The organism is Bradyrhizobium sp. Bra78 (genome assembly GCF_024519855.1).
GTDB lineage: Bacteria > Pseudomonadota > Alphaproteobacteria > Rhizobiales > Xanthobacteraceae > Bradyrhizobium > Bradyrhizobium japonicum_G.
Genome location: NZ_JALJRE010000013.1, coordinates 69,702 through 94,423, shown reverse-complemented (window position 1 = coordinate 94,423; position 24,722 = coordinate 69,702). Strand labels below are relative to the sequence as shown.

The window sequence follows — 24,722 nt, the reverse complement described above, 5'->3', positions numbered from 1 at the left end:
CGATTCATTATGTGAGGCACGTCACATGCCACGCGGACGCCGCGCTAGCGGGCGGCATCCGCCGCGGCGAAATGCGCCATCTGGTCGGCGTGGGCCTTGGCGAAGGCCGGGCGGGCGGTGGCGCGCGCGACGTAGGCGCGGCAGGCCGGATGCTCCGTGAGCCCGTCGAAATGATCGACGAGGCGCAGCACGTCCGACATCAGGATGTCGGCGACGGAGAAGGAGCCCGCCAGCCATTCGCGCATCGCAAGTACCGGCTCCATGTGCTTGAGGCGGAGCTTGAGGAAGTCGTCGAAAAACTTCACGGATGGTGAGCCGTCGTTCGTCCCGGTGAACCTGAAAAGCGCCCAGGGCAGGCTCGCCATCTCCACGGAGTTGAGTGCGGAGAATACCCATTCCGTCGCTTCATTGCGGCCGCGCGGATCTGATGGCATCAGCTTGTCGCTGAGTTCGCCGAGATGCAGCAGGATCGCGCCGCTCTCGAAAATGGAAATGCCGCCGTCGGTCAGCCATGGCACCTGGCCGAACGGCTGGTGCGCCAGATGCGCGGCGCCGCGGTCGTCGAACGGCACGCTGGCGACGAGGTAGGGCAAGCTGGCCTCCTCGAGGGCCCAGCGCACGCGAAGGTCGCGGACGAAGCCGCGCGGCAGTTCGGGAACCCAATTGAAGGTGGTCAGGGTGAGGTCGGCCATGCGGTGTCTCCGTGCTGTCTGGGCAGAGGACGGATGAGGCGCGCGCGTTCCGACAGCGGGGAGAAGCTTTTTTCGACACGGTGAGAATGCGCGATTGCGCCCTCACTGCCCGAGCTTCGCCAGCCTGCCTTGCTTGGCCGCCTCGACCGCGCGCTCCGCATCCTCCGGCAGCAGCAACCGCTCCGCGACCTGCCGTGCCGCCTCGCGGCGCACCGCGGCCACATACGCGCCGTCATCCGCATAGCGCTCCGCGATCGACGGCCGGGGATCATGCACTTCCTTCCGCGCGGCCTCGGTCGGCGCGAACGGCACCACCGCGCCTTGCAACGGATAGAGCGCGGTCGGCCCAAAACCCTGCGCGCGCGGATTCCAGGCCGTGTAGGTCGCGCGCGGGACGGCGAGCGCGAGCTGTCGGACCCCAGCGATGGCCATGCCGTCATCGTCCGCCTTCGGCACGAACACGGGATAGCGGCCGATCTCCTTCGGCGGCAGCACGCTCTGGTCGGAGAAGGCGGCGAGCGTGTGGATGCCGGCGTAGGGCAGGCCGGGGATGTCGGTCGGCACCGCGCCTTGCGCCGACACGAGCGTACCGTGGGCGCGCATGGGAACGCGGCTGGCGGGCGGTTTGATGCCGTCGCTGATCCAGGTGTTGAGGTCGGTCAGCAGCGCGCGCATCGGCATGCCAGCATGCATCGGATTCTGCGGCAGCGACATCGCGGGCACGCCCTTGCGCATCATGTCGGCAGCTTCCGCGAAATGCGGCGTGCCCGCGATCATGTAGGCGCGAACGTTGTCGGGCAGGTCGAGGTGGTTGCCGGCCAAATCAGTCAACAGCAGTGAGGCGTGCGAGGCCCACCATTCGTGCTCGCTGTCGGTCTGCATCACCTTGGGGCAGGTGGTCGAGAGCGAACAACGGCGGAGCAGGCCGTCGGTCTTGCCGGAGTAGGGATCGCTGAGGCTCGCATAGGTGAAGGGGAAAAGATCGGCCTGCCACGCCGGATCCTGCGGATGGCGCGGGTTGCGGCCGGGTTGGCCGAAGCGGACATTGGTCGCCATCCGCCGCGTGCCGGCGACATGCGGCATCAATCCGTCGAACACCGTGCGGCCGGCAAGGTCCTCGTTGAAGCCGAGATAGAGGAAGTCGCGCAGGAAGCGGCCGGATTGCGAGACGCCGAAGCCGATGGCGCGGCTGACCGACGGATGCAGGCCGTTCAGCAGCGGGTTCGCTTGCGTCTCGTCGTGGCGGAGGAAACTGACGACGTCGCGCACGGCGGCATAGCCCATGCCGAGAATGACAGGATCGCGCGCGGTGTAGGTGATCTCATAAAGCGCGCCGGCGTCAAAACCGTCGGGGCGGCTGATCTCTACCGTCACGGGGTCGACGAGTTTTGCCGAGAGACCGGGAGGCGTCTGCCGCGCATCGGCCCAGGCGGCGCGCACGGTGACCTTGAGGTCGGCGGCATCAGCCGCCGGCCAGGTCAGTGTCGCGCGCGCGGGGTTCGCTGTGTTGTCGAAGATCACCTCTTCGCGCGCCGGTCCGGTGACGCTTCCGAGCACCGGCGCGGTCAGTGCGAGCTGTCCCGGCTTGGAAGGGATGTTGCCCTGCCAGCCGACCCAGACCATCGTAAAACCCTGGCGGTGCAGGAAGCCGATGCCGGCATCCTCGGCCTTGTCCGCAGTGTTCGCGCCGGGTTGCGATGAGTCGTCGAACAGTTGCGGCGCGAGCTTGCGGCCGCGGTTGGGCACGTCCAGCAGCAGCGTGCCGTTGCCGTGCGTGGGATCGCTCGGCCGGAGGATCACGACATCAGCGGTGGCTTCGACCTTGCCTTCGCTGTTGCGCGGCGCGAGCGCGAGATCGGTGATGACGGCGTTGCGGTCGTCGGCCGGGTGGAGCGCGAAGGTCGCGCGCGCCGTGATGCGCTCATAGGTGCCGATCGTGCCGAAGCTGCGTCCGGCGAAAGCCGGCACGCGCTCCATGATGTCGAAACGGATGATTTCGGCGAGCGAGGCTGTGGGCCACAGCCAGGTCATTGCAATGAGGCCGGTGACGATCCTGCGCATGGCCGTTCCTTCCCTTATCGGCGCTGCGGCAAAATCCGTCGCGCGGGCTTTTTGTTGCCGGCACTATAACCGGCTAGACTGGCGCCAAACAACAGGAGGAAACCAGAATGCCCGCCGCCTTCTTCGTCGTCCGCGCGATCGTCGCCGATGCCAGCGAGCGTGCCGCCTTCGACAGATGGTACGAGACGGAACATCTGCCCGACGCGGTGAAGGCGTTCGGTGTGACCAAGGCCTGGCGGTTCTGGAGCCTCGACGATCCCTCGCTGCATCAGGCCATGTACCAGTTCGACGACGAGGCGGGGCTCGCGGCGATGCTGAAGGGCGATGCGTTGAGCCAGCTTGTCTCCGATTTCAACCGCGACTGGCCCGACGTGAAGCGCTCGCGCGAGACGCTGGTGCTGGCGCAGGAGCTCGTGAAGTAGGTGCGCGTCCCTGCCGCCGTGGCAATGAACCTGAATGCGCGATTCAGCTTTGGTTCATGTCCCGACCGCGACACTTCCTCTGCATCACTTGCTCGATAGCCCAGAGGGACATGTCATGGAGCGCCGGAACTTTTTGAAACTTGCAATCGGTGTCGCGGCCGGAGCCGCCGCGTTCACGACCGCCGCACAGGCTGCGCCGCTGGCGCCGCAGCCGCTCGGCGATCCCCGCATGCCGCAAGGCAATCCGGACGCTCATCCCGCCCTCACCAGCAGCGAAGAGGCCGCGCAGCTCAAGCCCGAGCAGGTGCACTGGCACGGCCACCACCGCCATTGGGGCTGGCGCCGTCGCCACTGGGGCTGGCATCGCCGGCGCTGGCACCGCCGCCATTGGTAAGCTTCGCGCAAGCCAGACTCGAACGGGGACCGCGATTGCGGTCCCCGTTTTGATTCGAAGTCGTTCGGCCCACACGACGTCAGGCTCTCAAAAAAATGGCCGCGCAGGCTGATGCCGCGCGGCCATTTCACATGCGAAAAACGAGATCAGAACGGGCGGCAGCGGCCGGCGTACCAGTGGAAGCCATACGGACAGACGCGCGGACGCACCACGACGACGGGTGCGGGGCGGGGCGCCACGACCACGACCGGTCCGCGTCCGGCCATCGGGCGGCAGTGGCCATAGCGACCGCGATAGAAGCCCGGGCCGCAACCCTCGGCGGCACTGGCCGCCTCGCTGAAACCAACGACCGCGCTGGCGAGCATCACGGCGGCGAACAGATATTTCATTTTTCTTCCTCGTCCTTGGGGCAGGTTTTGGGGGCAGAGTCTTAGAGGACTGGCGCTTGCGGCGCACAATGAATCAAAAGACACGATTCGACACGTTAAATCTGGGGAGAAACGTGCCGACACGTCGCGATCCAAACCTGCCAATCATGACCTGAATGCGGCATGAACGTTCCCCTCATCCTGCCTCACGCGACAGCAATGGCGTTACCGGCCAAGAAAGCCCAGCACCAGCTCCTTGTACTTCTCCGGCGACTCCAGGGAAGACGAGGTGGCCGGTGTCCGGGATCACTTCGGCCCGCGCATTCGGCATCTTCGCGGCGAGCGCCTTGGCCAGTTCGGCGTTCTGCCCCATTTTCGGGCGCAGTGCCTCGGGCGCATTCGGCCGGCCCGGCGCGTTGTGGTCGTCGGCGCCCATGATGAACAGCGTGGGCTCGGTGATGAGCGGGATTTCGTGTGCCACCGGCTCGCGGTAGATCATCTGGCCGGAGCTGACGAAGGCGCGCAGCCAGCGCGGGTAGTCCGGACTGCCCTTGTTGAAGCGGGCGTCGATGAACGGCGTGATCGCATCCGGCGGCAGCTTGATCGCGTAATTGGTCAATCTCACACGACTTGCGTGATCAAGTCTGCTCGTTGCCGAACAGCGCCGCAAACTGCTTCTCGCCGGTGCGCGTAAAATTCACCACGCGGCTGCCGGGCGTGGCGTCGCGCGCGGCCCATTTCAGCTCGGCAAAACGCTGCATCATGGCGGCGCCCAGCGTGCCGGCGAGGTGGTGGCGCCGCTCGCTCCAGTCGAGGCAGGCCTTGCAGACCGGACGGCGTGGATGGGAGAGCATCGCGGGCGAGATCTGCAGATGCCTGGCAAGGAAGCGCTCGCCCTCGGCGGTCAGCTCGATGTCCTGCTTCTTCTGCCTGACCAGATTCCGCTCGCGCAGGCTGTCGAGCATCTGCACGCCGAGATCGCCGGCAAGGTGGTCGTAGCAGATCCGCGCGCGCCGCAGCGCCGGATCCTTCGGCCCGGTGCGCACGCGCATGTGGCCGGTGCGCGCGGCGAGGCCCGCAAGCCCTTCGAGCACGCCGGCGACGTCGTCGTCGGTGAGGCGATAGTAGCGGTGCCGGCCCTGCTTCTCCGGCTCGACCAGTCCGCCGGCCTCGAGCTTCGAAAGATGCGAGCTCGCGGTCTGCGGCGTGATGCCGGCTTCCTGCGCCAGCTCGCTCGCGGTCAGCGCGCGGCCGTTCATCAGCGCCGTGAGCATGTTGGCGCGGGCGGGATCGCCGACCAGCGAGGCGACCATGGCGATGTCGGGACCTGATTTCATGCTTCGATGGTAGCCGAAGCATCGCGGTCGGGCAAGCGCGTAGGTTGTCGCTACAAACTCGTCATTGCGAGCGAAACGAAGCAATCCAGACTGCTTCCGCGGCGACGGTGTCGCTTGCGCCCTTCGCAATGACGGCGAACTCACAGGAGCCCGTCATGTCCGTCACCGTCTTCATCCGCTACCAGCTCGATCCCTTCAAGCGGGCGCAGTTCGAGGAGTATTCGAAGCGCTGGCTCAGCATCATCCCGAAATGCGGCGGCGACCTGATCGGCTATTTCATGCCGCATGAGGGCACCAACAACATCGCCTTCGCGCTGATCGGCTTCGAGAGCCTCGCGGCCTACGAGGCCTATCGGGCCCGCCTGCGCCAGGATTCCGAAGGCATGGCGAACTTCCACTTCGCCGAGGAACACAAATTCATCCTCGCCGAAGAGCGCACCTTCCTGCGCCAAGTGGTGCTGTAAGTGGTATTGTAGGGCACCAACGATGAGGAGACGCCCATGATCGCTGTGATCTTCGAGGTCTGGCCCAAGCCGGAACACCGCCAGGATTATTTCGATCTTGCGGCCGACCTGAAGCCGCTGCTGCAGACCATCGACGGCTTCATCTCGGTCGAGCGTTTCGAAAGCCTGACCGAAAAGGGCAAGATCCTGTCGCTGTCGTTCTGGCGGGATGAGGCCGCGGTGCAGGCCTGGCGCAACACGATGGAGCATCGCCGCACGCAAGCGAAGGGCCGCGCAAAGATCTTCGCCGATTATCATCTGCGTATCGCCAGCGTCATCCGTGACTACGGCATGAACGATCGCGAACAGGCGCCGAAGGACAGCCGCGCGGTGCACGATACGCACTAGCGCATGCGGCGGGTCGACCCCATCTCTGCGCGGCCAACAAGGGAGAGAAACATGCATGTGACGACTGCTGACAAGCGCGCGACCTTCAGGAAGATGCACGAGAGCGGCTGCTTCATCCTGCCCAATCCGGTCGACGTCGGCAGCGCGAAAGCGTTGCAGCATCTCGGTTTCAAGGCGCTGGCCTCGTCGAGCGCAGGCTTTGCCTGGACCATCGGCAAGGCCGACAACCGCGTGTCCGTCGAGGACGTCTGTCAGCATCTGGCAGCATTGAGCTCGGCGGTCGACATCCCCGTGAACGCCGATTTCGAGGGCGGCTTCGCGGTCGAGCCGGACAAGGTCGCGGACAATGTCGAGCGGTGCGTACGGACCGGCGTGGCCGGACTGTCGATCGAGGATTCCACCGGCGACAAGGACAAGCCGATCTACGAGCGCGCGCTCGCGGTCGAGCGCATCAAAGCCTCACGCAAGGCGATCGGCGACAGCGGCACCCTGCTGGTCGGGCGCTGCGAGGCGTTCCTCTGGGGCGTGACCGACCTTAAGCTCGTCATCGACCGGCTCACCGCTTACGCGGATGCCGGCGCCGATTGCCTGTATGCGCCGGGCCTGAAGAGCCGCGAGGATATCGCGGCGGTGGTGAAAGCGGTGCATCCAAAGCCGTTCAACCTGCTGATCGGCGGCTCCGGCCTGTCGCGGCAGGAGGCGGAGGATCTCGGCGTGCGCCGGATCAGTGTCGGCGGCTCGCTCGCGCGTGCGGCCTGGGGCGGTTTCATGCGCGCGGCGAAGGAGATGGCGGAGAAGGGGACCTTTACGGAGCTCGGCGGCGGCTATCCCGGCGGCGAGCTCAACAAGATGTTCGGCTAGGGCGGTTTTCCGAAAGGATCATGCTCAAACAAGAACCTGAAGCGCGATGACGATTCATTCACAATCCAATCTCATCGCGCTTTAGCCAAACGAAAGCGGCGGGATGTGAGGTCCCGCCGCTGTCGCATAATGTTGCAAATCGTTACTTCGCGCCGTCAGACGGCTTCTGCGTATCCGGGGCCGGCTTGCTCGGCGCGGCGCCCGTGGTCACACCCGGCGCGGTGTTGCTGCGCGGCGTCACGTCGCGCATGCCGGGAGGTGCGGCCGGATTGGCAGGCGGCGCCTGCTGCGCGGTCTGCGTCGTCGGCGTGTTGCTCGCCTGGTTGCCGGTGGTCGTGTTGTTCAGGCCGTAGAACACGGCACCAAGCACCAGCGCAATGGCAACGGCGAACAGCGCTACCTTGCCACTGGAGGCGGGGCCTTCGCCAAGCTCGGGATCGACCTGAAGCTCGGCATCCCGTCGCGCCGCACGGACATACTCATCATCGGCGAGATTCGGGCGATACGGATCGTTGGGAAAACGGTCGTCAGCCATCGATTGGGTCTCCTCGATTATTGCGGCTGGACAACCCTCAGATGCTAGATTCTGTTCCGCCCTCCCTAATGCTTTCGTCGCATGTTGCGCCCGCCCCGGGAATCGGGAACCTGTTCGCGAGGGAACCCGAAGCGTAAGTTCCGCCGGTGGGAAGGGAACAAGACGATGTGGAGCTTGCCGCCGGGCGATACGGTGCTGCACCTGCTGTCGCTGGTCGCGGTCGCAGCGCAAGGCATGACCGCCGCGCTCGCGGCCGGCCGCCGTAGCATGGACTGGCTCGGCGTCTGCTTCCTCGGCTGCATCACGGCGCTCGGCGGCGGCACCCTGCGCGACCTCTTCCTCGGGCATTATCCGCTCGCCTGGGTGCAAAACCCCATCTACCTCGCGCTGGCCGGCGGCGCCGCCTTCCTCACCATCCTGACCGCGCGCCTGGTGCACCGGCTGAAGGTGGCCTTCATCGTGCTCGATGCCATCGGCCTCGTCGTCTTCACCATGACCGGCTGCGACATCGCCTGGCAGATGGATGCCACGCTGCCAATCGTCATCGTCTCGGGCATGGTGACCGGATGTGCCGGCGGCGTATTGCGCGACGTGCTTTGCAACGACGTGCCGCTGCTGTTCCGCTCCGAGCTCTACGCCAGCGTCTCGGTCGTCACCGGCCTGTTCTATGCGACCGCCTTCGGTCTCAAGCTCAACGCCGAGCTCTGGACCATTTTGACCTTCGTCCTCGGCATCAGCTTCCGCCTGCTGGCGGTTCGCTACAAATGGGAGATGCCCAAATTCGTCTTCACGGAAGACGAGGAACGAAAGCCCTGACTACGGCTCCTGCGTTCGCGCCTTCGCCACCTGCGCCGGCGTCACCAGTGGCGCCGCATTGCCCCAGGAATTGCGGATGTAGTTCGTCACCGCCGCGATCTGCTCGTCGGACAATTGCTTGCTATAACCGGGCATCTCGCCGGCGTTGGGCGCGCGCGGCGTGGTCACGGTGTGGGCGCCGTCGAGGATGATGCGCAAGGTCGAGGACGGATTGACAGATTGCAGCAGGGCGTTGCCGGGTAGCGGCGGATAGATGCGCGGCGCTCCGGAGCCGTCCGCCTCATGGCAGGCGATGCAGAGCTTGGCGTAGACGGCCTGTCCGGCCTTCATTTCGGCATCGTCAGGCGGCGTCACGATGGTCTCGCGCCGCGCCGGCGGCAGGCTCTTCAGATAGACCGCGATCGCGCGGACATCGGCATCGCTCATCTTCGAGGTCGAGTTGACGACGACCTCCGCCATCAGCCCGCCGGCATGACTCTTGGCGTTGCGCCCGCTCTGAAGATATTCGGTGATGTCCTCGGCGCTCCACGACTTCAGCCCGGTGCGGGCAGCGCCGTCGAGCCGCGGCGCGAACCAGCCGCCGACCTCGCCGCCTGCCAGCGCCTGTGTCTGCTTGTCCGCGCCAAAATAGTTCTTCGGGGTGTGGCAGGCGCCGCAATGGCCGAGCCCGGTGACGAGATAACCGCCACGATTCCACGCCGCGCTCTGGCTCTGGTCCGGCTCGAACAGGCCGGGCTTGAAGAACAGGGAGTTCCAGATCCGCATCAGGCCGCGATAACCGAACGGCCAGCGCAGTTCCGGCGGCTTGTTGCGGTTCACGACGGGCGCCAGCGTTCCGAGATAGGCCCGGATCGCCAGCGTGTCGTCCTTCGTCATCCGCGTGAAATAGGGGTAGGGGAAGGCCGGGTAATAGTTCGAGCCGTCAGGCGCGACGCCGGTGCGCACCGCGCGCGTGAAATCGGCGTCACTCCAGCCGCCGATGCCGGTGGTGCGGTCCGGCGTCAGGTTCGGCGCATAGATCGCGCCGAAGGGCGTGTCGATGCGCTTTCCACCGGCGAACGGTTTCGCCGGATCGGCGGTGTGGCAGCCCGCGCACCCGCCGGCCTCGACCAGCGCCTTGCCGTAGGCGACCAGCTCCGGCGACGGCTCGGCGGCGATGGCCGCATTCGCAACCGCACTGCACAACGCAAGACCAACCAGAATCGTCCGCATCGAACGCCTCTCCTGCGACCAATCGACGTCGTCCCGCTGGATAGGGCGTCGATTCATTTCGCGACGGCGGGGGTATGGTGACACAAATTGAAAATGCCCGATGCCTTTGCAGCCACGAAATTGCGATTTTTACCCGGCGCCTCCTTTGGTCCAGATTTGTGATGCGGAGCGTGAAATATCCGACATAGAGTGGCGGAGACGGTCGGCGCGCCCTAGCTAAAAACAACGGGCAGGCAACGGCTTAAGTGGCCAAACGCCCAAAAGGGCGGAAGAGGACAAAATGGGCATCAACCAGGGTCCGATCAGTCTCGACCAGAAATACACCCAGGACACCGGTCACGTCTTCACCACGGGCATCCAGGCCCTGGTTCGGTTGCCGATGGCCCAGATCCGGCGCGACCGCGCCAACGGCCTCAACACCGCGGGCTTCATCTCCGGCTACCGCGGCTCGCCGCTCGGCGGCTACGACCAGCAGCTCTTCGCCGCGCGAAAACATCTCGAGCAGTACAACATCAAGTTCCAGCCTGGCGTGAACGAGGACCTGGCGGCGACCGCGGTCTGGGGCTCGCAGCAGCTCAACCTCTCGCCCGGCGCCAAGTACGACGGCGTCGTCGGCATCTGGTACGGCAAGGGCCCCGGCGTCGACCGCTGCGGCGATGTGTTCCGCCACGGCAATGCAGCCGGCTCCGCCAAGAACGGCGGCGTCTTGTGTCTGGCCGGCGACGACCACGGCGCGAAATCCTCGACCGTCCCGCATCAGTCCGACCATGCCTTCATGTCGGCGCTGATGCCCTATCTCTACCCGTCCAGCATCCACGAGATGATCGAGATGGGCCTGCTCGGCATCGCGATGTCGCGCTACTCGGGCTGCTGGGTCGGCATGAAGGTGATCACCGAGACGGTGGAGACCACCGCCGAGATCGACCTCACCGACGAGATGAAGCCTTTCATCATCCCCCCGGATTTCGAGCTGCCGCCCGGCGGCCTCAATCTGCGCTGGCCCGACGACCGCTTCGAGCAGGACCGCCGCCTGCAGGATTACAAGGGCTTTGCCGCGATCGCTTTTGCGCGCGCCAACAAGGTCAACCGCATCACCATGGATTCGCCGAATGCGCGCTTCGGCATCATGGCGTCCGGCAAGAGCTATGAGGACGTTCGCCAGGCATTGCGCGAGCTCGGGATCACCGAGGAGGTCGCCGCGAAAATCGGGCTGCGCCTCTACAAGATCGGCATGCCCTGGCCCTTGGAGCCGGAAGGCGTACGCCAGTTCGCGGTCGGGCTGGAGGAGATCTTCATCATCGAGGAACGGCGCGAGATCGTCGAGAACCAGGTCAAGCAGGAGCTGTTCAACTGGCGCGACGACGTTCGCCCGCGCATCGTCGGCAAGATGGACGAGCACGACAAGCGCTTCCTGACTTTCTCCGCCGAGCTCAGCGTCGCCTCGCTCGCCACCTCGCTCACCGAACGTCTGCTTCGACTTAATCTGAACCCCGAGATTGCGGAGATGCTCCGCGTCAAGGCCGACTGGTTCAACGGCCGCCAGGCGACCCAGATGCAGGCGGTCGCACCCGTCTCCCGCACTCCCTACTTCTGCTCCGGTTGCCCCCACAACACCTCGACAAAAGTCCCCGAAGGCAGCCGCGCGCTCGCCGGCATCGGCTGCCATTTCATGGCGCTGTGGATGGACCGCTCGACCGAAACGTTTACGCATATGGGCGGCGAGGGCGTGCCGTGGGTCGGCATCGCGCCCTTCACCAACGAGAACCACATCTTCGCGAATCTCGGCGACGGCACCTATTTCCACTCCGGCCTGCTCGCAATCCGTCAGGCGGTCGCCTCCAAGACCAACATCACCTACAAGATCCTCTACAACGACGCGGTGGCCATGACCGGTGGCCAGCGCCATGACGGCGATCTCTCGCCGCAGCAGATCACCTTCCAGCTCCATGCCGAGGGCATTCGCGAGATCTATCTGGTCTCCGAAGCGCCCGATTCCTATCCGGCCGACACCATCGCGCCCGGCGTGAAGCTGTATCACCGCGACGAGCTCGACAGCGTCATGAAGATGTGCCGCGAGCACAAGGGTACCTCGGCCATCGTGTTCGTGCAGACCTGCGCCGCCGAGAAGCGCCGCCGCCGCAAGCGCGGCCTGATGGAAGATCCGGCGCGCCGCGTCATGATCAATCCGGCCGTCTGCGAGGGCTGCGGCGACTGCTCGGTGCAGTCGAACTGCATCTCGGTCGAGCCGCTGGAGACCGAGTTCGGCCGCAAGCGCGCCATCAACCAGTCGTCCTGCAACAAGGACTATTCCTGCGTGAAGGGTTTTTGCCCGTCCTTCGTCACCGTCGACGGCGGCAAGCCGCGCCACCGCGCGCCGGCCGATCTCGGTGACATCGGCGCGCTGCCGGAGCCGGCCTCGCGCCCGACGCTGGACAAGCCCTACAACATCGCCGTCGGCGGCGTCGGCGGCACCGGCGTGCTCACGATCGGCGCGCTGCTCGGCATGGCCGCCCACATCGAGGGCAAGGCCTCGATGATCCTCGACATGTCGGGTCTCGCGCAGAAGGGCGGCGCGGTGCTGAGCCATGTCCGCCTGTCGGATCATCCGGCGGAAGTGACCTGCTCGCGCATCGTTACCGGCACGGCCGATCTCGTGCTGGCCGCCGACGAGGTGGTCGCCGTCGCGAAGGACACGATCTCGCTCTGCGACACCAGCCGCACCCGCGGCATCATCAACAGCCACGTCATTCCCACCGCCGACTTCGTCCTCAACCGCGACTTCAACTTCCAGACCCGCAAGCTGAACGGATTGCTGGAGACCGCGCTGCACAAGGACTCCGTGTTCTTCGATTTCACCAAGCCGGCCGAGCAGCTGCTCGGCGACAGCATCGCCACTAACATGATGATGATGGGCTACGCCTATCAGAAGGGGCTGTTCCCGCTGTCGGCTGAAGCGATCGAGCAGGCGATCGAGGTCAACGGCGTCTCGATCAAGATGAACAAGGAAGCGTTCAGGCTCGGCCGTCTTGCGGTGGTCGATCCCAAGCGTCTTGCCGACATGCTGAAGGGAACGGACGAGGTCGTGGCGCCCAAGACCCTGGACGCGATGACGCTGGACGAGCTCATCGCCCATCGCGCCAGGCATCTCACCGCGTATCAGAACGGCCGGCTCGCCAAACGCTACCGCAGGCTGGTCGATCAGGTCAGCGACGCCGTGGTGAAGGGCGGCTATGACGAGGCGCTGACGCGTGCGGTCGCAATCAACTATGCCAAGCTACTCGCCTACAAGGACGAATACGAGGTCGCGCGGCTCTTCACCGACGGCGCCTTCGAAAAACAGCTCCGCGACCAGTTCGAGGGCGACTTCAAGTTCAACTTCAACCTCGCGCCGCCGATCCTCAGCAGCGGCGTCGACGCGCTCGGCCGTCCGAAGAAGCGCGCTTTCGGTCCGTGGATGCTGAGCGTCTTCCGCGTGCTGGCAAAATTCAAGTTCCTGCGCGGCACGCCGTTCGACATCTTCGGCCGAAGTGCCGACCGCAAGCTCGAACGCGATCTGATTACCGGCTACGAGAAGGACGTCTCAACCGTGCTCGGCCTGTTGTCGCCGCTCACAATCGACACCGCGGTCGAGCTGCTGTCGCTGCCGGACCGCATCCGTGGCTACGGCCCGGTGAAAGAGAAGGCGGTCGCGGACGCCAAGGCCCGCTACGCCCAGCTCGCCGCCGATCTCGCGAACCCGCCGCCCGCACCAAGGCAGATCGCGGCGGAGTAGGAAGGTCTCGTAGGGTGGGCGCAGGCGCAAAGCGCCGTGCCCACCATCTCACCGCGATTGAGCCCCAAGAGGCGGGCAAGCTACGCTTTGCCCAGCCTAAAAATTCCTCTTTGAAATCAACCACTGCTTTACTGTGCATGGGGTTGTTTCGCGAGATCGAAGCGTTGTCTTCGAAAAATCGAAAATCGCTTGTGCCGTCGGGCAAAACACCTTTAGGATTTTGCCCGTCGGTCCCGTCATTGCGAGCGGAGCGAAGCAATCCAGAAATGCATCCGCGGAAAGATTCCTGGATTGCTTCGCTCCGCTCGCAATGACTGCGGAGGCAGGCGGGCGCTCCATGACCGTCGCCACTTGCGCCAAACCGCTCCCCCTCTCGCCCGACGGAATATTTCCGCGCTTGCCAATGCTGCAGTGGGGGTTCAGAAAAACGGAGCAAGAAGAAACGCCAGCGGAGACCTGAAGTTTTGACCATCAAGGGCAAGGCCTACATTGCCGGGATCTACGAACACCCGACCCGGCATGCGCCGGACAAATCCACCGCCCAGCTTCACGCCGAGGTCGCCAAAGGCGCGATCGAGGACGCCGGGCTCTCCAAGGACGATGTCGACGGCTATTTCTGCGCGGGCGACGCTCCCGGCGGCGCCTGGCCGATGGTCGACTATCTCGGCCTGAACACCAAAAAGCTCCGCCATGTCGATTCCACCGAGACCGGCGGCTGTTCCTACATCATCCATCTCGGCCATGCCGCCGAAGCGATCGCAGCGGGCAAGTGCTCGATCGCGCTGATCACGCTGGCCGGCAAGCCGCGCACCGGCGCGATGCCGCCGCGCGCGGCCGGCGCGGAAGCCGATTTCGAGTCCGCTTATGGCGCGACCACGCACAATGCCTACGGCATGTGTGCCATGCGTCATATGCACGACTACGGCACCACCAGCGAGCAGCTCGCCTGGATCAAGGTCGCGGCCTCGCATCACGCGCAATACAATCCGCATGCGATGCTCAAGGACGTCGTCACCGTCGAGGACGTCCTGAACTCGCCGATGATCTCCGATCCCCTGCATCGCATGGATTGCTGCGTCGTCTCCGACGGCGGCGGCGCGCTGATCGTGACCACGCCAGAGATCGCCAAGAGCCTGAAGAAGCCGTTGGTCAAGCTGATCGGCCATGGCGAGGCGATGAAGGGCCCGCGCGGCGGCAAGGATCTCGATCTCACATATTCCGCCGGCATCTGGTCCGGTCCGCGCGCGTTCGAGGAAGCCGGCATCACGCCGAAGGACATCAAATACGCCTCGATCTACGACAGCTTCACCATCACCGTACTGATGCAGCTCGAAGACCTCGGCTTCTGTAGGAAGGGCGAGGGCGGCAAGTTCGTCGCCGACGGCAATCTGATCTCGGGTGTCGGCAAGCTGCCGTTCAACACCGATGGCGGCGGCCTCTGCAGCAACCATCCCGTCAACCGCGGCGGCATGACCAAGATCCTCGAGGCCGTGCGGCAGCTGCGCGGCGAGGCGCATCCGAAGGTGCAGGTCAAGAACTGCGATCTCGCCATCGCCCACGGCACCGGCGGCCTCTTGGGTGTTCGCCACGCTGCCTCGACTGCCATTCTGGAGCGCGTGTGATGGTAGATGCAAAGAAATATCCGGCTCCCGTGACGAACCCCGAAACCGCCGCGTTCTGGGACGCCGCGAAACAGGGCAAGTTCATGATCAAGCGCTGCACCGCCTGCGGCGAAGCCCATTACTTCCCGCGCTCGATCTGCCCGTTCTGCTACTCCGACAAGACGGTGTGGGAGGAAGCCTCGGGCGAGGGCACGATCTACACCTGGAGCCTGATGCGGAAGTCGCCGACCGGCCCTTACGCGATCGGCTACGTCACGCTGAAGGAAGGGCCGTCGGTGCAGACCAACATCGTCGACTGCGATCTCGAGAAGCTCAAGATCGGCCAGAAGGTGAAGGTGGTGTTCAAGCCGACGGATGGCGCTCCATTGCCGTTCTTCACGCCGGCCTGATTGCTTTCTTCCTTCCCCCTTGTGGGGGAAGGTGGCGCGAAGCGCCGGATGAGGGGTATCTCTCCGCGGAAAGACTATTTGTGTGGAGACAACCCCTCACCCAATTGAATTTGTCGCACTGTCCTCGCTGCCCTCTCCCACAAGGGGAGAGGGCACTCTAACTGGCGGTGTCGAAGACATTCGGGAGGAAATCAGAAAAATGTCCGCCAGATACGAAGAGCTCAAAGCCCTCAAAAACCTCGGCCAGAAATACGCCTATGGCGACCGTGAAGTGATGCTCTACGCTTACGGCATCGGCCTCGGCGCCGATCCCATGGACGAGAACGAGCTCGCCTTCGTCAACGAGGGTACGCTGACGCCGCGGCCGCTCAAGGTGGTTCCGACCTTCGCCTCCGTCGCGGCCTGGGGCTCGGGGCCCGGCGAAATGAACCTCAACCGCGTGATGGTGGTCGACGGTGAGCGCGACATCACTTTCCATCAGCCGCTCCCGGTCGCCGCACACATCACCGCCGACTCCTCTGTCGTCGAGGTGTACGACAAGGGCAAGGACAAGGGTGTGGTCATCGCTCATCAGACGGTGCTGAAGAACGAGAAGGGCGAGAAGCTGGCAACGCTGGTCGCCTCGCGCTTCGCCCGCGGCGACGGCGGTTTTGGCGGGCCGAACCTGACCCAGCCCGATCCGCACAAGATCCCATCGCGCTCGCCCGACAAGACCGTCGATATCGTCACGCGTCCCGACCAGGCGCTGGTGTACCGGCTCTGCGGCGACCGCAACCCGCTCCACAGCGATCCGGAGTTTGCGAAGAAGGCCGGCTTCCCGCGTCCGATCCTGCACGGCATGTGCACCTACGGCATCACCTGCCGCGGCGTGCTCCAGACCTATGCCGACTACGACGCCTCCGCCTTCCGGCAGCACGTCGCGCGGTTCTCCTCGCCGGTCTATCCCGGCGAGACCGTGACCATGGATCTCTGGAAGGACGGCAACACGATCTCGTTCGAAGCCAAGGTGAAGTCGCGCGGCGTCACCGTGATCAAGAACGGCAAGACGGTGCTGGGTTAGGAAGGTCTCGTGCCCCGGACGCAGCGTTTCACGCTGCATCGCGTCCCGGACACGAGAGAACAAAAATAACCAGGGAGAAGCCACCATGGGACTACTCGACGGCAAGGTTGCGCTGATCACCGGCGCGGGCGGGGGGCTCGGTGAGGCCTACGCAAAGTTGTTCGCGCGGGAAGGGGCCTCGGTCGTCGTCAATGACCTCGGCGGGCCTCGTGACGGCTCCGGCGCCGACAAGTCGATGGCGCAGCTCGTGGTGGACGCCATCACGGCCGAGGGCGGCAAGGCCGTCGCCAACGGCGCCGACATCTCCACCATGGAGGGCGGCCAGTCGGTGTTCGACGACGCCATCAAGCATTTCGGCCGCGCCGACATCCTCGTCAACAATGCCGGCATCCTGCGCGACCAGACCTTTGCCAAGGCGACCGAGTCCGACTGGGACAAGGTCATCAAGGTGCATCTGAAGGGCACCTTTTGTTGCACCATGCCGGTGTTTCGCTGGATGCGGGAAAACGGCGGCGGCGTCATCGTCAACACCTCCTCGACCTCAGGCCTGATCGGCAATTTCGGCCAGACCAATTACGGCGCGGCCAAGGGCGGCATCTGGGGCCTGTCCAACGTGCTGGCGATCGAGGGCCGCAAGTACAACATCCGGATCTGGACGCTGGCCCCGGGCGCGCTGACCCGCATGACCGCAGACCTGCCCCGCTATAAGGAGAACCCCGGTGCGGCGCTTGGGCCGGACGGCATCGCGCCGGCCGTGCTATACATGGTCAGCGACTTGTCGGGCGACCAGACCGGCAAGGTGCTGGGCGTATCCGGGCCCCGCGGCGTGCGCGAAATGCGGATGATGGAAATGGAAGGCTGGAAACCGCCGCACACGGGCTGGAAGGCCCAGGACATCGCCGATCATGCCGGGGAGATCTTCTTCTCCGAGGAGCAGATCAAGATGGGAGCGCGGCGGTTTTAGCCACACTGTCATTCCGGGGCGCGACGAAGTCGCGAGCCCGGAATCCATAACCCCGGCGTGTGGTTATGGATTCCGGGCCTGTCCCTTCGGGCCATCCCGGAATGACGAATAGAGAGAGATGAGGAACTAGATGAAACTGACCGCCGACGCCAAGGGCACCTTCGCAATCGCGCCGACGCCGTTCCACGATGACGGCCGGATCGACGAGCGCTCGATCGACCGCCTGACCGATTTCTACGAGGAGGTCGGCTGTGATGGCGTCACGGTGCTGGGCATCCTTGGCGAGGCGCCTAAGCTGGACGCCGCAGAGGCCGAGCAGGTCGCGGTGCGTTTCGTCAAGCGCGCCAAGAAGATGCAGGTGATCGTCGGCGTCTCCGCGCCGGGCTTTGCCACCATGCGCTCGCTGGCGAAGGCCTCGATGGATGCGGGCGCGGCCGGCGTGATGATCGCGCCGCCGCCGAGCTTGCGCACCGACGACCAGATCGTCGGCTATTTCAAGCAGGCGGCCGAGGCCATCGGGCCCGACGTGCCCTGGGTGCTCCAGGATTATCCGCTGACCTTGCAGGTGGTGTTCACCCCTGCCGTGATCCGCAAGATCGTCATGGACAATCCGAATTGCGTGATGCTCAAGCACGAGGATTGGCCGGGCCTCGAGAAGATCACGACCCTGCGCGGCTTCCAGAAGGACGGCTCGCTCCGTCCGCTCTCGATCCTCTGCGGCAACGGCGGCACGTTCCTCGATTTCGAGATGGAGCGCGGCGCCGACGGTGCCATGACCGGTTATGCTTTCCCCGAGTTGCTGATCGATGTCGTGAACCTCTCCAAGGCCGGCAAGCGCGACGCCGCGCATGACCTGTTCGACGCGCATCTGCCGCTGATCCGCTACGAGCAGCAGCCGGGCGCGGGCCTCGCCGTGCGCAAATACGTGCTCCAGAAGCGCGGCATCATCGCCTCGAGCGCGCAGCGCAAGCCGGGCGCGACCATCACGGCGGCGGCGAAGGCGGAGGTCGAGTATCTGCTGTCCCGCGTCGCCCGGTTCGACAAGCGGGCCAATCTTGGCCCGCAATCCAGCGCCGCAGGTTAGGTGGATGGCCGAGACATCAGCATCACGCCCGGCGTCGACGATCCTTCTGCTGCGTGACGGCGGGAAGGAGGTCGAGGTCTTCATGATGGTTCGCCATCATCAGATCGAGTTCAACTCGGGCGCCCTGGTGTTTCCCGGCGGCAGCGTCGACGCCGGCGACCAGGAGATTGTCGCCCGGTCCGACCTCTATTCGGGCGGCGAGGGGCTCAGCGAATCCGACCGGGGCTTCCGGATCGCCGCGATCCGCGAGACCTTCGAGGAGAGCGGCATCCTGCTGGCGCGGTCGAAGGACTCGGGAGCGCCGATCGATGCCAGGCGCGCCGGCGAGATCGCCGATGCGCATCGCGTCGCGCTCAACGAGCACAAGATCAGCTTCCTCGATATCCTCGCCGACAACGGCCTCCGGCTCGCGCTCGACACGCTCGTGCCCTACGCGCACTGGATCACGCCGGAGGGCATGCCGAAGCGTTTCGACACCTGGTTCTTTCTTGCCGCGGCGCCGCCCGATCAGCTCGGCGCCCATGATGGCAGGGAGTCGACGGACTCGATCTGGGTGTCGCCGCGCGAGGCGCTGGAGGGCGGGGAAAGCGGCCGCTTCAAGCTGCCGTTCCCGACCACGCGCAATTTGATCCGGCTCGCCAAGCAGGGCAGCGTGGGCGCCGCGCTGGAGCATGCGCGCGGCATGTCAATCGTCACGGTGATGCCGGTCATGACCAAGACCGAAACCGGCCGCCAGCTCCGCATCCCCCGCGAAGCCGGCTATGACGGCGAGGTGTTCGAGGTCGGGGCGGTCGGCTAGGACACTTCGACACAAAGCGAAGTATTGACGACCGCAGGCGCGCTAGGTTCCGTTCGTGACAACGGGACGGAGCGCGACATGGACAATCGGCAGGACACCAACATCGCCGTCGAGCTCGCGCTGCTGGTCGTGCTCGCAACGCTCTGGGGCGGCTCCTATACCTTCATCAAGCTCGGCGTCGCCACCATTCCGCCGATCACGCTGATTGCGGCGCGCACCACCATTGCGGGCCTCCTGCTGCTCGTCGTCATGTGGGCGCGGGGCATCAGGATGCCGACGGACCGTGCGACCTGGCAGCGCTTCGCGTTCCAGGCCGTGCTCAACAGCGTCATCCCCTGGACGCTGATCGCCTGGGGCGAACGTCATGTCGATGCCGCGCTCGCCACCATCCTCAATTCGGCCGGCCCGATCTTCACCTTCCTGCTCACGGCGGTGGTCACCCGCCACGAGACGACGACGCCGCGAAAGCTGTTCGGCGTGGTCGCCGGCATGGCCGGCATCCTGCTGATCGTCGGCGTCGATGCCTTTCATGACCTCGGCAGCGGCCTGCTCGCCGAGGCGGCAATCGTCGCTGCCACGATCTGCTACGCCTGTGCCGCAATCTTCGGCCGCAGCTTCAAGGCCCTCGATCCCATGGCGCCCGCGGCGGGCTCGCTGCAGGCGGGCGCGGCGGCGCTGATCCCGGCCTCGCTGATCGTCGAGCAGCCCTGGACGCTGTCGCCCTCGCTGAGTTCCGTACTGGCGCTGCTCGCGCTGGCGACCTTCTCGACGGCCGCGGCCTTCGCGATCTACTTCCGCCTGATCCAGACCCTGGGCTCGGTCGGCACCACCGCGCAGGCCTACCTGCGCGTGCCGATCGGGGTTGCCATCAGCGTCGCCTTCCTCGGCGAGACCCTGAGCCGGACCGCCTGGCTGGGGCTTGCCTGCGTCGTTCTCGGCGTCGCCGCCATGACCATTCCGGCCCGGCGGCCGGCCAGCGTCGAAGCGTCATAATCCGGAGGGGCGGCAGGCTCCCGATATTAAGGATATTCGGCGGCCAGAGGCATGTTCCCCCGGGGGCGCAATACGTCGTATATTGGGCGGCCCAGCAGCCCGGTCCTCAAATCACCAATGTCCGCCGAATTGACGCCGACCCCTGAGAAAAAGCGAACATTCTCGCTCTCCATCGGCCAGCTCACCTTCGGCAGCTTCCTTCTGGTGCTGGCCGTGATCATCGTCACCTCGGCCGCGAGCGTGATCGCGATCCGGCACATCGACACCACCTTCGCCGAGCTGCAGCGGCTCCAGAGCGTCGGCGATCTCGCCGAGGACATCGACCGCCGCATGAACGAGCTGCGCCTTGCCGCGCGCGACTTCGTCACCGATCCCGGTGCGGGCGTCCAGTTCAAGCAGGTGGGCGAGGCGGCCTCGACGCTCAGCGACATCCTCAAGAAGACCCGCATCGAGCTCGCGCCCGAGCAGCAGGACATGATCGACGGGGTCACCGAGCGGCTTGCGACCTATCGCAGCGGCCTGGAGCGGATCTCGACCCTGATCGACCGCCGCGCCCAGCTGCTCGCTGGTCTGCCGCCGCTTCGTGACCAGTTCGACGTGGCCGTCTCCGGCACCGCGGACCGCGAGCTGGCATCCCGCCTGTCCGAGGCGCAGAGCCGGATCGCCCTCGGACTGCTCGCGCGCAACCCGTCTGCGGCCGAGCAGGCGGCGCAGAGCATGCGGGCAATGGGCATCGCGGATACCAGGCTGAGATCGGCCGTCAACGATTACGCCGAGGCGATTATCGCGGTCGCCGTGCGTGAACGTCAGATCGCCGACATCGACCGCGAGGTGCTGGGAACCGAAGGCCGGTTGATCGGCCGCGTCACCGAATTGCTGCGCGAGGTCTCGGCCCGGCGCGGCCATGTGCTGTCGCGCGACTTTGCCCGCACCCTGACGGAGGCGCGGTGGCAGAGCATCGTGCTCGGCACCATCGGCGTGCTGATCGGCATGGTCGCCGCAGCCTTTGTGGTGCGGCGGACCGTCCGGCCGCTTGCCAAGATCGCAAGATCGATTCGCGCGCTCGCGGCTGGCGAGAAAGACACGTCGATCCCGTCGGCCGATCTCGACAACGAGATCGGCGATATCGCGCGCGCAGCCGAAGTGTTCCGCCGCGCGCTGGAGGAAGCGGACACCGCGCGCGAGGCGGCGGTGCGCGCGCTGACCGAACAGCGCCTCGCCGAAGAGAGCTACCGGAAACTGTTCGAGGGTTCGGTCGACGGCATCTATGTGACGACGCCGGCCGGCGACCTCCTCAACGCCAATCCTGCGCTGGCGCGGATGATGGGCTACGACAGCCCGCAGGACCTGATCGAAAGCATCAACGATATCGCCCACACCATCTACGTCCACCCCGAGGCACGCGTCGAGTATCAGCGGCTGATGGCGCGCGACGGCATGGTGCGCGAATTCGAGTACCAGGTGCGCCAGCGCAGCGGCAACATCCTGTGGCTGTCCGACAGCGCCACCGGCGTCCGGGACGAGGCGGGCACCATCGTCCGCTACGAGGGCACGCTGCGCGACATCACCGACCAGAAGCGGGCGGAAGACGCCATCGCCGAAGGCCGGCGCCTGCTCCAGCAGGTCATCGACACCGTGCCGGCGGTAATCAACGTCAAGGACCGCGATCTGCGCTACGTGCTGATGAACCGCTACATGGCCGGCATCTTCGGCATTGAGCCCGGTGACGCGCTCGGCCGCACCACCGCCGACCTGATGTCGCGCTACGGCGCGGCCAAGACCGACGAGAACGACAAGCGCGTGCTGGATCTGCGCAGGGGACTCGGCTTCTACGAGGAGGAGTACAAGGATTCCTCCGGCAACATGCGGCAATGGCTGGTCAACAAGCTGCCGCTGCTCGATGCCGAGGGTGAGATCGAGCGGATCGTCACCGTGGCGCTCGACATCGGCGAGCGCAAGCGCGGCGAACAGGAGATGCGCAAAGCCAAGGAATCCGCCGAGACCGCGCTACGCAATCTGCGCGAGACCCAGGCTTCGCTGATCGAGGCGGAGAAGCTCGCCGCGCTCGGGCGGCTCGTGGCCGGCGTCGCGCATGAGGTCAACAATCCCGTCGGCATCAGCCTCACGGTCGCCTCCGCGCTGGAGCGCAAGGCCGCGATGTTCACCGCCGAGGTCGAGCGCGGCGAGCTCCGGCGCTCCGCGCTCAACGACTTCCTCAACACCAGCCGCGACGCGTCCTCGCAGCTCGTCTCCAACCTCAATCGCGCCGCCGAGTTGATCCAGTCGTTCAAGCAGGTCGCCGCCGACCGCAACTATTCCGACCAGCGCAGCTTCGATCTCGGCGACCTCACCGAGCAGGTGGTGATGAGCTTGCGGCCGGGCCTGCGCAAGCACAATCTGACGCTCAATGTCGAGTGCCAGCCGGATCTGACCATGAACAGCTATCCCGGGCCGTACGGCCAGGTGCTGACCAATCTGTTTCTCAATTCGGTGGCGCACGCCTTCCCGGACGGCCGACCGGGGAGCATCGACATCCAGGTGCGCGAGTCGGGCAAGGACAATGTCGAGATCATCTTCTCCGACAATGGTTGCGGCATGTCGCTCGACGTTCGCCGCCGCGCCTTCGATCCGTTCTTCACGACGCGGCGCGACCAGGGCGGCACCGGTCTCGGGCTGCACATCGTCTACAGCATCGTCACCAACCGGCTCGGCGGACGGCTCGACCTCGATTCCGAACCGGGCAGCGGTACGCGCATCCAGATCATCCTGCCGCGCGTGGCGCCGCTCGAGCAGGCCGCGGAATAGTTCGCGCCTGGTTAGTCGGCTTCTGCGAGCTTGTGCAGGGTGGCGCTGAAAATCAGGCTCGCCTTGCCGACGAGCGCTGTGCCCGTCATCTCTGCGCGGGTGTCCGTGTAGGTGCCGCTGACGCCGATGCCGACCGGGGCCGGGCCACCGAACAGAGGATTGTCATCGCCCCGCGGCGAGGTGTGCCGTTGCACCAGCACCTCACCTTTGAAGGTGTGGTCGTCCTTCACCACGTAGCTGCCCGTATAATAAAGGTAGGCATCGCCGCCAAGGATCTTGCCGTCGCGAAAAAGAATCACGCCGCTGCCCTTGCCGGCCCGACCATCGAGCAGGCTCACGTGAATCGAATAGAGGCCGTTCTTCATAACGTCCCGAGGCCGGCCGCCATCGCCCAATGGCGTAACCGGTAGGGCTTTTATGCCAAAGCGCGTCCCCTCGCGCAACGCGGCAGTTTGCCGGCCGCCGCGGCAGCCGGCCGCTGCGAGCCGTAGTTGTCCCGACTTGCGTGTGACGACCTCATGACGGTCTGATCATGACGCGAGGCCAGCCGTTGCGAATCAAGTTGGCCCGCGAAATGCATAACCATTGTTGCACTGGCCGCGGGGTGCTGGAGCAAGACAAACGTGAGCAACTGGATCGATTCCGGCGGCGATGAGCCGCGTCAGTACAGTGTGCGTCCCACGATTTGCGAAACACAGCAGCGACGGAACGGCGACACGGCACGCTGGCGAAGCGTGGCGAGCCTCGCTTGTGCTCTGGCTCTGATCGCACTCGCTGCCCCATTCGGGCACGCGCGCGACCGCGGCCAGTTCGTCAACACCAATGCCGACCTGAAGGCCTGGTTCGACGGCCTGCGAAGCGGCAAGGGGCCTTGCTGTTCCGATGCCGACGGCTCGGCGCTGTCGGACGCCGACTGGGACAGCAAGGACGGGCATTACCGGGTCCGCGTCCCGCGCTACGGCTTCGTGCGCGAAGGCCAGCTGCAGGAACTCGTCTGGGTCGACGTCCCCGAGGAGGCCGTGATCTCCGAGCCGAACCGGGTGGGGCGCACCATGGTCTGGCCGATCTACGGCTACATGGGCGTCGCGATCCGATGCTTCATGCCCGGGAGCATGACTTAGGCAGGCCAGGCGGCTTCGCCTGGTCTGGCTGAAGCCGATGCGGCGCGCCGTGTCAGGTATACTTCTTGTCGCGCTCGAGCAGCTCGATGGAGATGCCCTCGGGACCGCGGATGAAGCAGATGCGCACGCCGGGGCGGATCGTGGTCGGTTCGCGCGTGAAGGTCACGCCCTTTGCCTTGATCTCGGCCGCGACGGCGTCGATGTCCTTCACCGTCAGACCGAAATGGTCGAGCCCCTGATGCGGGTGCGGCGGCGGCGGGCTCACCGCGTTGTCGCCCTCGAGCGGCGCGATGAAGATTTTCGCGCCGCCAAGACTTACATCGATCCGTCCCGGTGCGTGTACGATCTCGCCACCGAGGATGTCCCGCAGCCAGGCCGCCGTGGCCTCCGGATCGGGGCTGCGCAGATGGACGTGATCCCAAGTGACGACTGGCATTTCATGTTCTCCCGACGGGTCTTTCGATGTTGCAGCGCATGTTAGCGGCCCCGGCCGGAGACCGCCACCGCCCATGCCGATTCGCAACTGCGCGGGAACCTTAGTTCGTCTTCCGGATTGAGGTAAGC

At 65.5% G+C, this 24,722-nt stretch carries 24 protein-coding genes and 1 pseudogene; 16 read left to right on the top strand and 9 right to left on the bottom strand.

Features of this window, described 5'->3' with window-relative positions:
* Positions 1 to 44: 44 nt before the first annotated feature.
* Both OC450_RS26400 and OC450_RS26395 read right to left on the bottom strand, forming a co-directional pair.
* Entirely contained in the window at positions 45 to 692 is a 648-nt protein-coding gene (locus OC450_RS26400; protein ID WP_262048943.1) for a glutathione S-transferase family protein, read from the bottom strand.
* Between the two features lie 102 nt (positions 693 to 794).
* Positions 795 to 2,753 (bottom strand): alpha/beta hydrolase domain-containing protein, encoded by a 1,959-nt coding sequence (locus OC450_RS26395; RefSeq protein WP_262048942.1) that lies wholly within the window; start codon positions 2,751 to 2,753, stop codon positions 795 to 797.
* A gap of 107 nt (positions 2,754 to 2,860) precedes the next feature.
* Here OC450_RS26395 and OC450_RS26390 point away from each other — a divergent pair, with 107 nt between their 5' ends.
* Entirely contained in the window at positions 2,861 to 3,175 is a 315-nt protein-coding gene (locus OC450_RS26390; protein WP_211386624.1) for a hypothetical protein, read from the top strand.
* Positions 3,176 to 3,290: 115 nt separating this feature from the next.
* Entirely contained in the window at positions 3,291 to 3,569 is a 279-nt protein-coding gene (locus OC450_RS26385) for a twin-arginine translocation signal domain-containing protein (RefSeq protein ID WP_262048941.1), read from the top strand.
* A 146-nt stretch (positions 3,570 to 3,715) separates the two neighbouring features.
* Here the strand turns inward: OC450_RS26385 and OC450_RS26380 are convergent, their stop codons facing one another.
* The 3 genes and pseudogenes from OC450_RS26380 to OC450_RS26370 all read right to left on the bottom strand — a co-directional run bounded on the left by OC450_RS26380 (position 3,716) and on the right by OC450_RS26370 (position 5,274).
* Positions 3,716 to 3,958 carry a GCG_CRPN prefix-to-repeats domain-containing protein gene (locus OC450_RS26380; RefSeq protein ID WP_211386622.1) on the bottom strand — a complete coding sequence of 81 codons (243 nt, stop codon included), beginning with the start codon at positions 3,956 to 3,958 and terminating at the stop codon, positions 3,716 to 3,718.
* Positions 3,959 to 4,162: 204 nt separating this feature from the next.
* Positions 4,163 to 4,553: pseudogene (locus OC450_RS26375) on the bottom strand (alpha/beta fold hydrolase); the annotation flags it as partial.
* Positions 4,554 to 4,575: 22 nt separating this feature from the next.
* Positions 4,576 to 5,274 (bottom strand): winged helix-turn-helix domain-containing protein, encoded by a 699-nt coding sequence (locus tag OC450_RS26370; RefSeq protein ID WP_211386621.1) that lies wholly within the window; start codon positions 5,272 to 5,274, stop codon positions 4,576 to 4,578.
* Positions 5,275 to 5,429: 155 nt separating this feature from the next.
* Here OC450_RS26370 and OC450_RS26365 point away from each other — a divergent pair, with 155 nt between their 5' ends.
* Genes OC450_RS26365 through OC450_RS26355 form a run of 3 tightly spaced genes read left to right on the top strand, consistent with a single transcriptional unit; the run spans position 5,430 to position 6,986 of the window.
* Positions 5,430 to 5,738 (top strand): NIPSNAP family protein, encoded by a 309-nt coding sequence (locus OC450_RS26365; protein ID WP_211386620.1) that lies wholly within the window; start codon positions 5,430 to 5,432, stop codon positions 5,736 to 5,738.
* Between the two features lie 36 nt (positions 5,739 to 5,774).
* Positions 5,775 to 6,125 carry an antibiotic biosynthesis monooxygenase family protein gene (locus tag OC450_RS26360; RefSeq protein ID WP_211386619.1) on the top strand — a complete coding sequence of 117 codons (351 nt, stop codon included), beginning with the start codon at positions 5,775 to 5,777 and terminating at the stop codon, positions 6,123 to 6,125.
* A 51-nt stretch (positions 6,126 to 6,176) separates the two neighbouring features.
* Positions 6,177 to 6,986 carry an oxaloacetate decarboxylase gene (locus OC450_RS26355; RefSeq protein ID WP_256808333.1) on the top strand — a complete coding sequence of 270 codons (810 nt, stop codon included), beginning with the start codon at positions 6,177 to 6,179 and terminating at the stop codon, positions 6,984 to 6,986.
* Positions 6,987 to 7,128: 142 nt separating this feature from the next.
* Here the strand turns inward: OC450_RS26355 and OC450_RS26350 are convergent, their stop codons facing one another.
* Positions 7,129 to 7,521, bottom strand: a complete 393-nt coding sequence (locus OC450_RS26350) for a hypothetical protein (RefSeq protein WP_211386617.1) — start codon at positions 7,519 to 7,521, stop codon at positions 7,129 to 7,131.
* A gap of 165 nt (positions 7,522 to 7,686) precedes the next feature.
* Here OC450_RS26350 and OC450_RS26345 point away from each other — a divergent pair, with 165 nt between their 5' ends.
* Positions 7,687 to 8,337, top strand: coding sequence for a trimeric intracellular cation channel family protein (locus OC450_RS26345; protein ID WP_211386616.1), 651 nt, complete (start codon positions 7,687 to 7,689; stop codon positions 8,335 to 8,337).
* On the opposite strand, the gene OC450_RS26340 is transcribed toward OC450_RS26345, so the two are convergent.
* Positions 8,338 to 9,549 (bottom strand): c-type cytochrome, encoded by a 1,212-nt coding sequence (locus tag OC450_RS26340; protein ID WP_262048940.1) that lies wholly within the window; start codon positions 9,547 to 9,549, stop codon positions 8,338 to 8,340.
* A gap of 280 nt (positions 9,550 to 9,829) precedes the next feature.
* Between OC450_RS26340 and OC450_RS26335 the strand changes: the two genes are divergently transcribed.
* From OC450_RS26335 to OC450_RS26295, 9 genes are all read left to right on the top strand, one after another.
* Entirely contained in the window at positions 9,830 to 13,321 is a 3,492-nt protein-coding gene (locus OC450_RS26335) for an indolepyruvate ferredoxin oxidoreductase family protein (protein WP_262048939.1), read from the top strand.
* 464 nt (positions 13,322 to 13,785) lie between these two features.
* Positions 13,786 to 14,943, top strand: coding sequence for a thiolase domain-containing protein (locus OC450_RS26330; RefSeq protein ID WP_262048938.1), 1,158 nt, complete (start codon positions 13,786 to 13,788; stop codon positions 14,941 to 14,943).
* On the top strand, positions 14,943 to 15,332 hold the full coding sequence (locus tag OC450_RS26325; RefSeq protein ID WP_211386611.1) for a Zn-ribbon domain-containing OB-fold protein: 390 nt from the start codon (positions 14,943 to 14,945) through the stop codon (positions 15,330 to 15,332). The genes OC450_RS26330 and OC450_RS26325 overlap by 1 nt, the downstream gene beginning before the upstream one ends.
* Positions 15,333 to 15,531: 199 nt before the next feature.
* Entirely contained in the window at positions 15,532 to 16,392 is an 861-nt protein-coding gene (locus OC450_RS26320; RefSeq protein ID WP_256808330.1) for a MaoC family dehydratase, read from the top strand.
* Between the two features lie 85 nt (positions 16,393 to 16,477).
* Positions 16,478 to 17,356 carry an SDR family oxidoreductase gene (locus tag OC450_RS26315; RefSeq protein ID WP_211386609.1) on the top strand — a complete coding sequence of 293 codons (879 nt, stop codon included), beginning with the start codon at positions 16,478 to 16,480 and terminating at the stop codon, positions 17,354 to 17,356.
* Positions 17,357 to 17,486: 130 nt separating this feature from the next.
* A complete protein-coding gene (locus OC450_RS26310; RefSeq protein ID WP_256808329.1) occupies positions 17,487 to 18,440 on the top strand; it encodes a dihydrodipicolinate synthase family protein in 954 nt (317 codons plus the stop codon).
* Between the two features lie 4 nt (positions 18,441 to 18,444).
* Positions 18,445 to 19,239, top strand: coding sequence for an NUDIX hydrolase (locus OC450_RS26305; protein ID WP_211386607.1), 795 nt, complete (start codon positions 18,445 to 18,447; stop codon positions 19,237 to 19,239).
* 78 nt (positions 19,240 to 19,317) lie between these two features.
* On the top strand, positions 19,318 to 20,232 hold the full coding sequence (locus tag OC450_RS26300; RefSeq protein ID WP_262048937.1) for a DMT family transporter: 915 nt from the start codon (positions 19,318 to 19,320) through the stop codon (positions 20,230 to 20,232).
* 117 nt (positions 20,233 to 20,349) lie between these two features.
* Positions 20,350 to 23,037, top strand: a complete 2,688-nt coding sequence (locus tag OC450_RS26295) for a PAS domain S-box protein (RefSeq protein WP_211386605.1) — start codon at positions 20,350 to 20,352, stop codon at positions 23,035 to 23,037.
* 11 nt (positions 23,038 to 23,048) lie between these two features.
* Here OC450_RS26295 and OC450_RS26290 read toward each other — a convergent pair whose 3' ends face one another.
* Positions 23,049 to 23,402 (bottom strand): GrlR family regulatory protein, encoded by a 354-nt coding sequence (locus OC450_RS26290; protein WP_211386604.1) that lies wholly within the window; start codon positions 23,400 to 23,402, stop codon positions 23,049 to 23,051.
* A gap of 258 nt (positions 23,403 to 23,660) precedes the next feature.
* Between OC450_RS26290 and OC450_RS26285 the strand changes: the two genes are divergently transcribed.
* Positions 23,661 to 24,158 carry a hypothetical protein gene (locus tag OC450_RS26285; protein ID WP_211386603.1) on the top strand — a complete coding sequence of 166 codons (498 nt, stop codon included), beginning with the start codon at positions 23,661 to 23,663 and terminating at the stop codon, positions 24,156 to 24,158.
* 52 nt (positions 24,159 to 24,210) lie between these two features.
* Here OC450_RS26285 and OC450_RS26280 read toward each other — a convergent pair whose 3' ends face one another.
* Positions 24,211 to 24,594, bottom strand: a complete 384-nt coding sequence (locus tag OC450_RS26280; RefSeq protein ID WP_211386602.1) for a VOC family protein — start codon at positions 24,592 to 24,594, stop codon at positions 24,211 to 24,213.
* Positions 24,595 to 24,722: the final 128 nt, after the last annotated feature.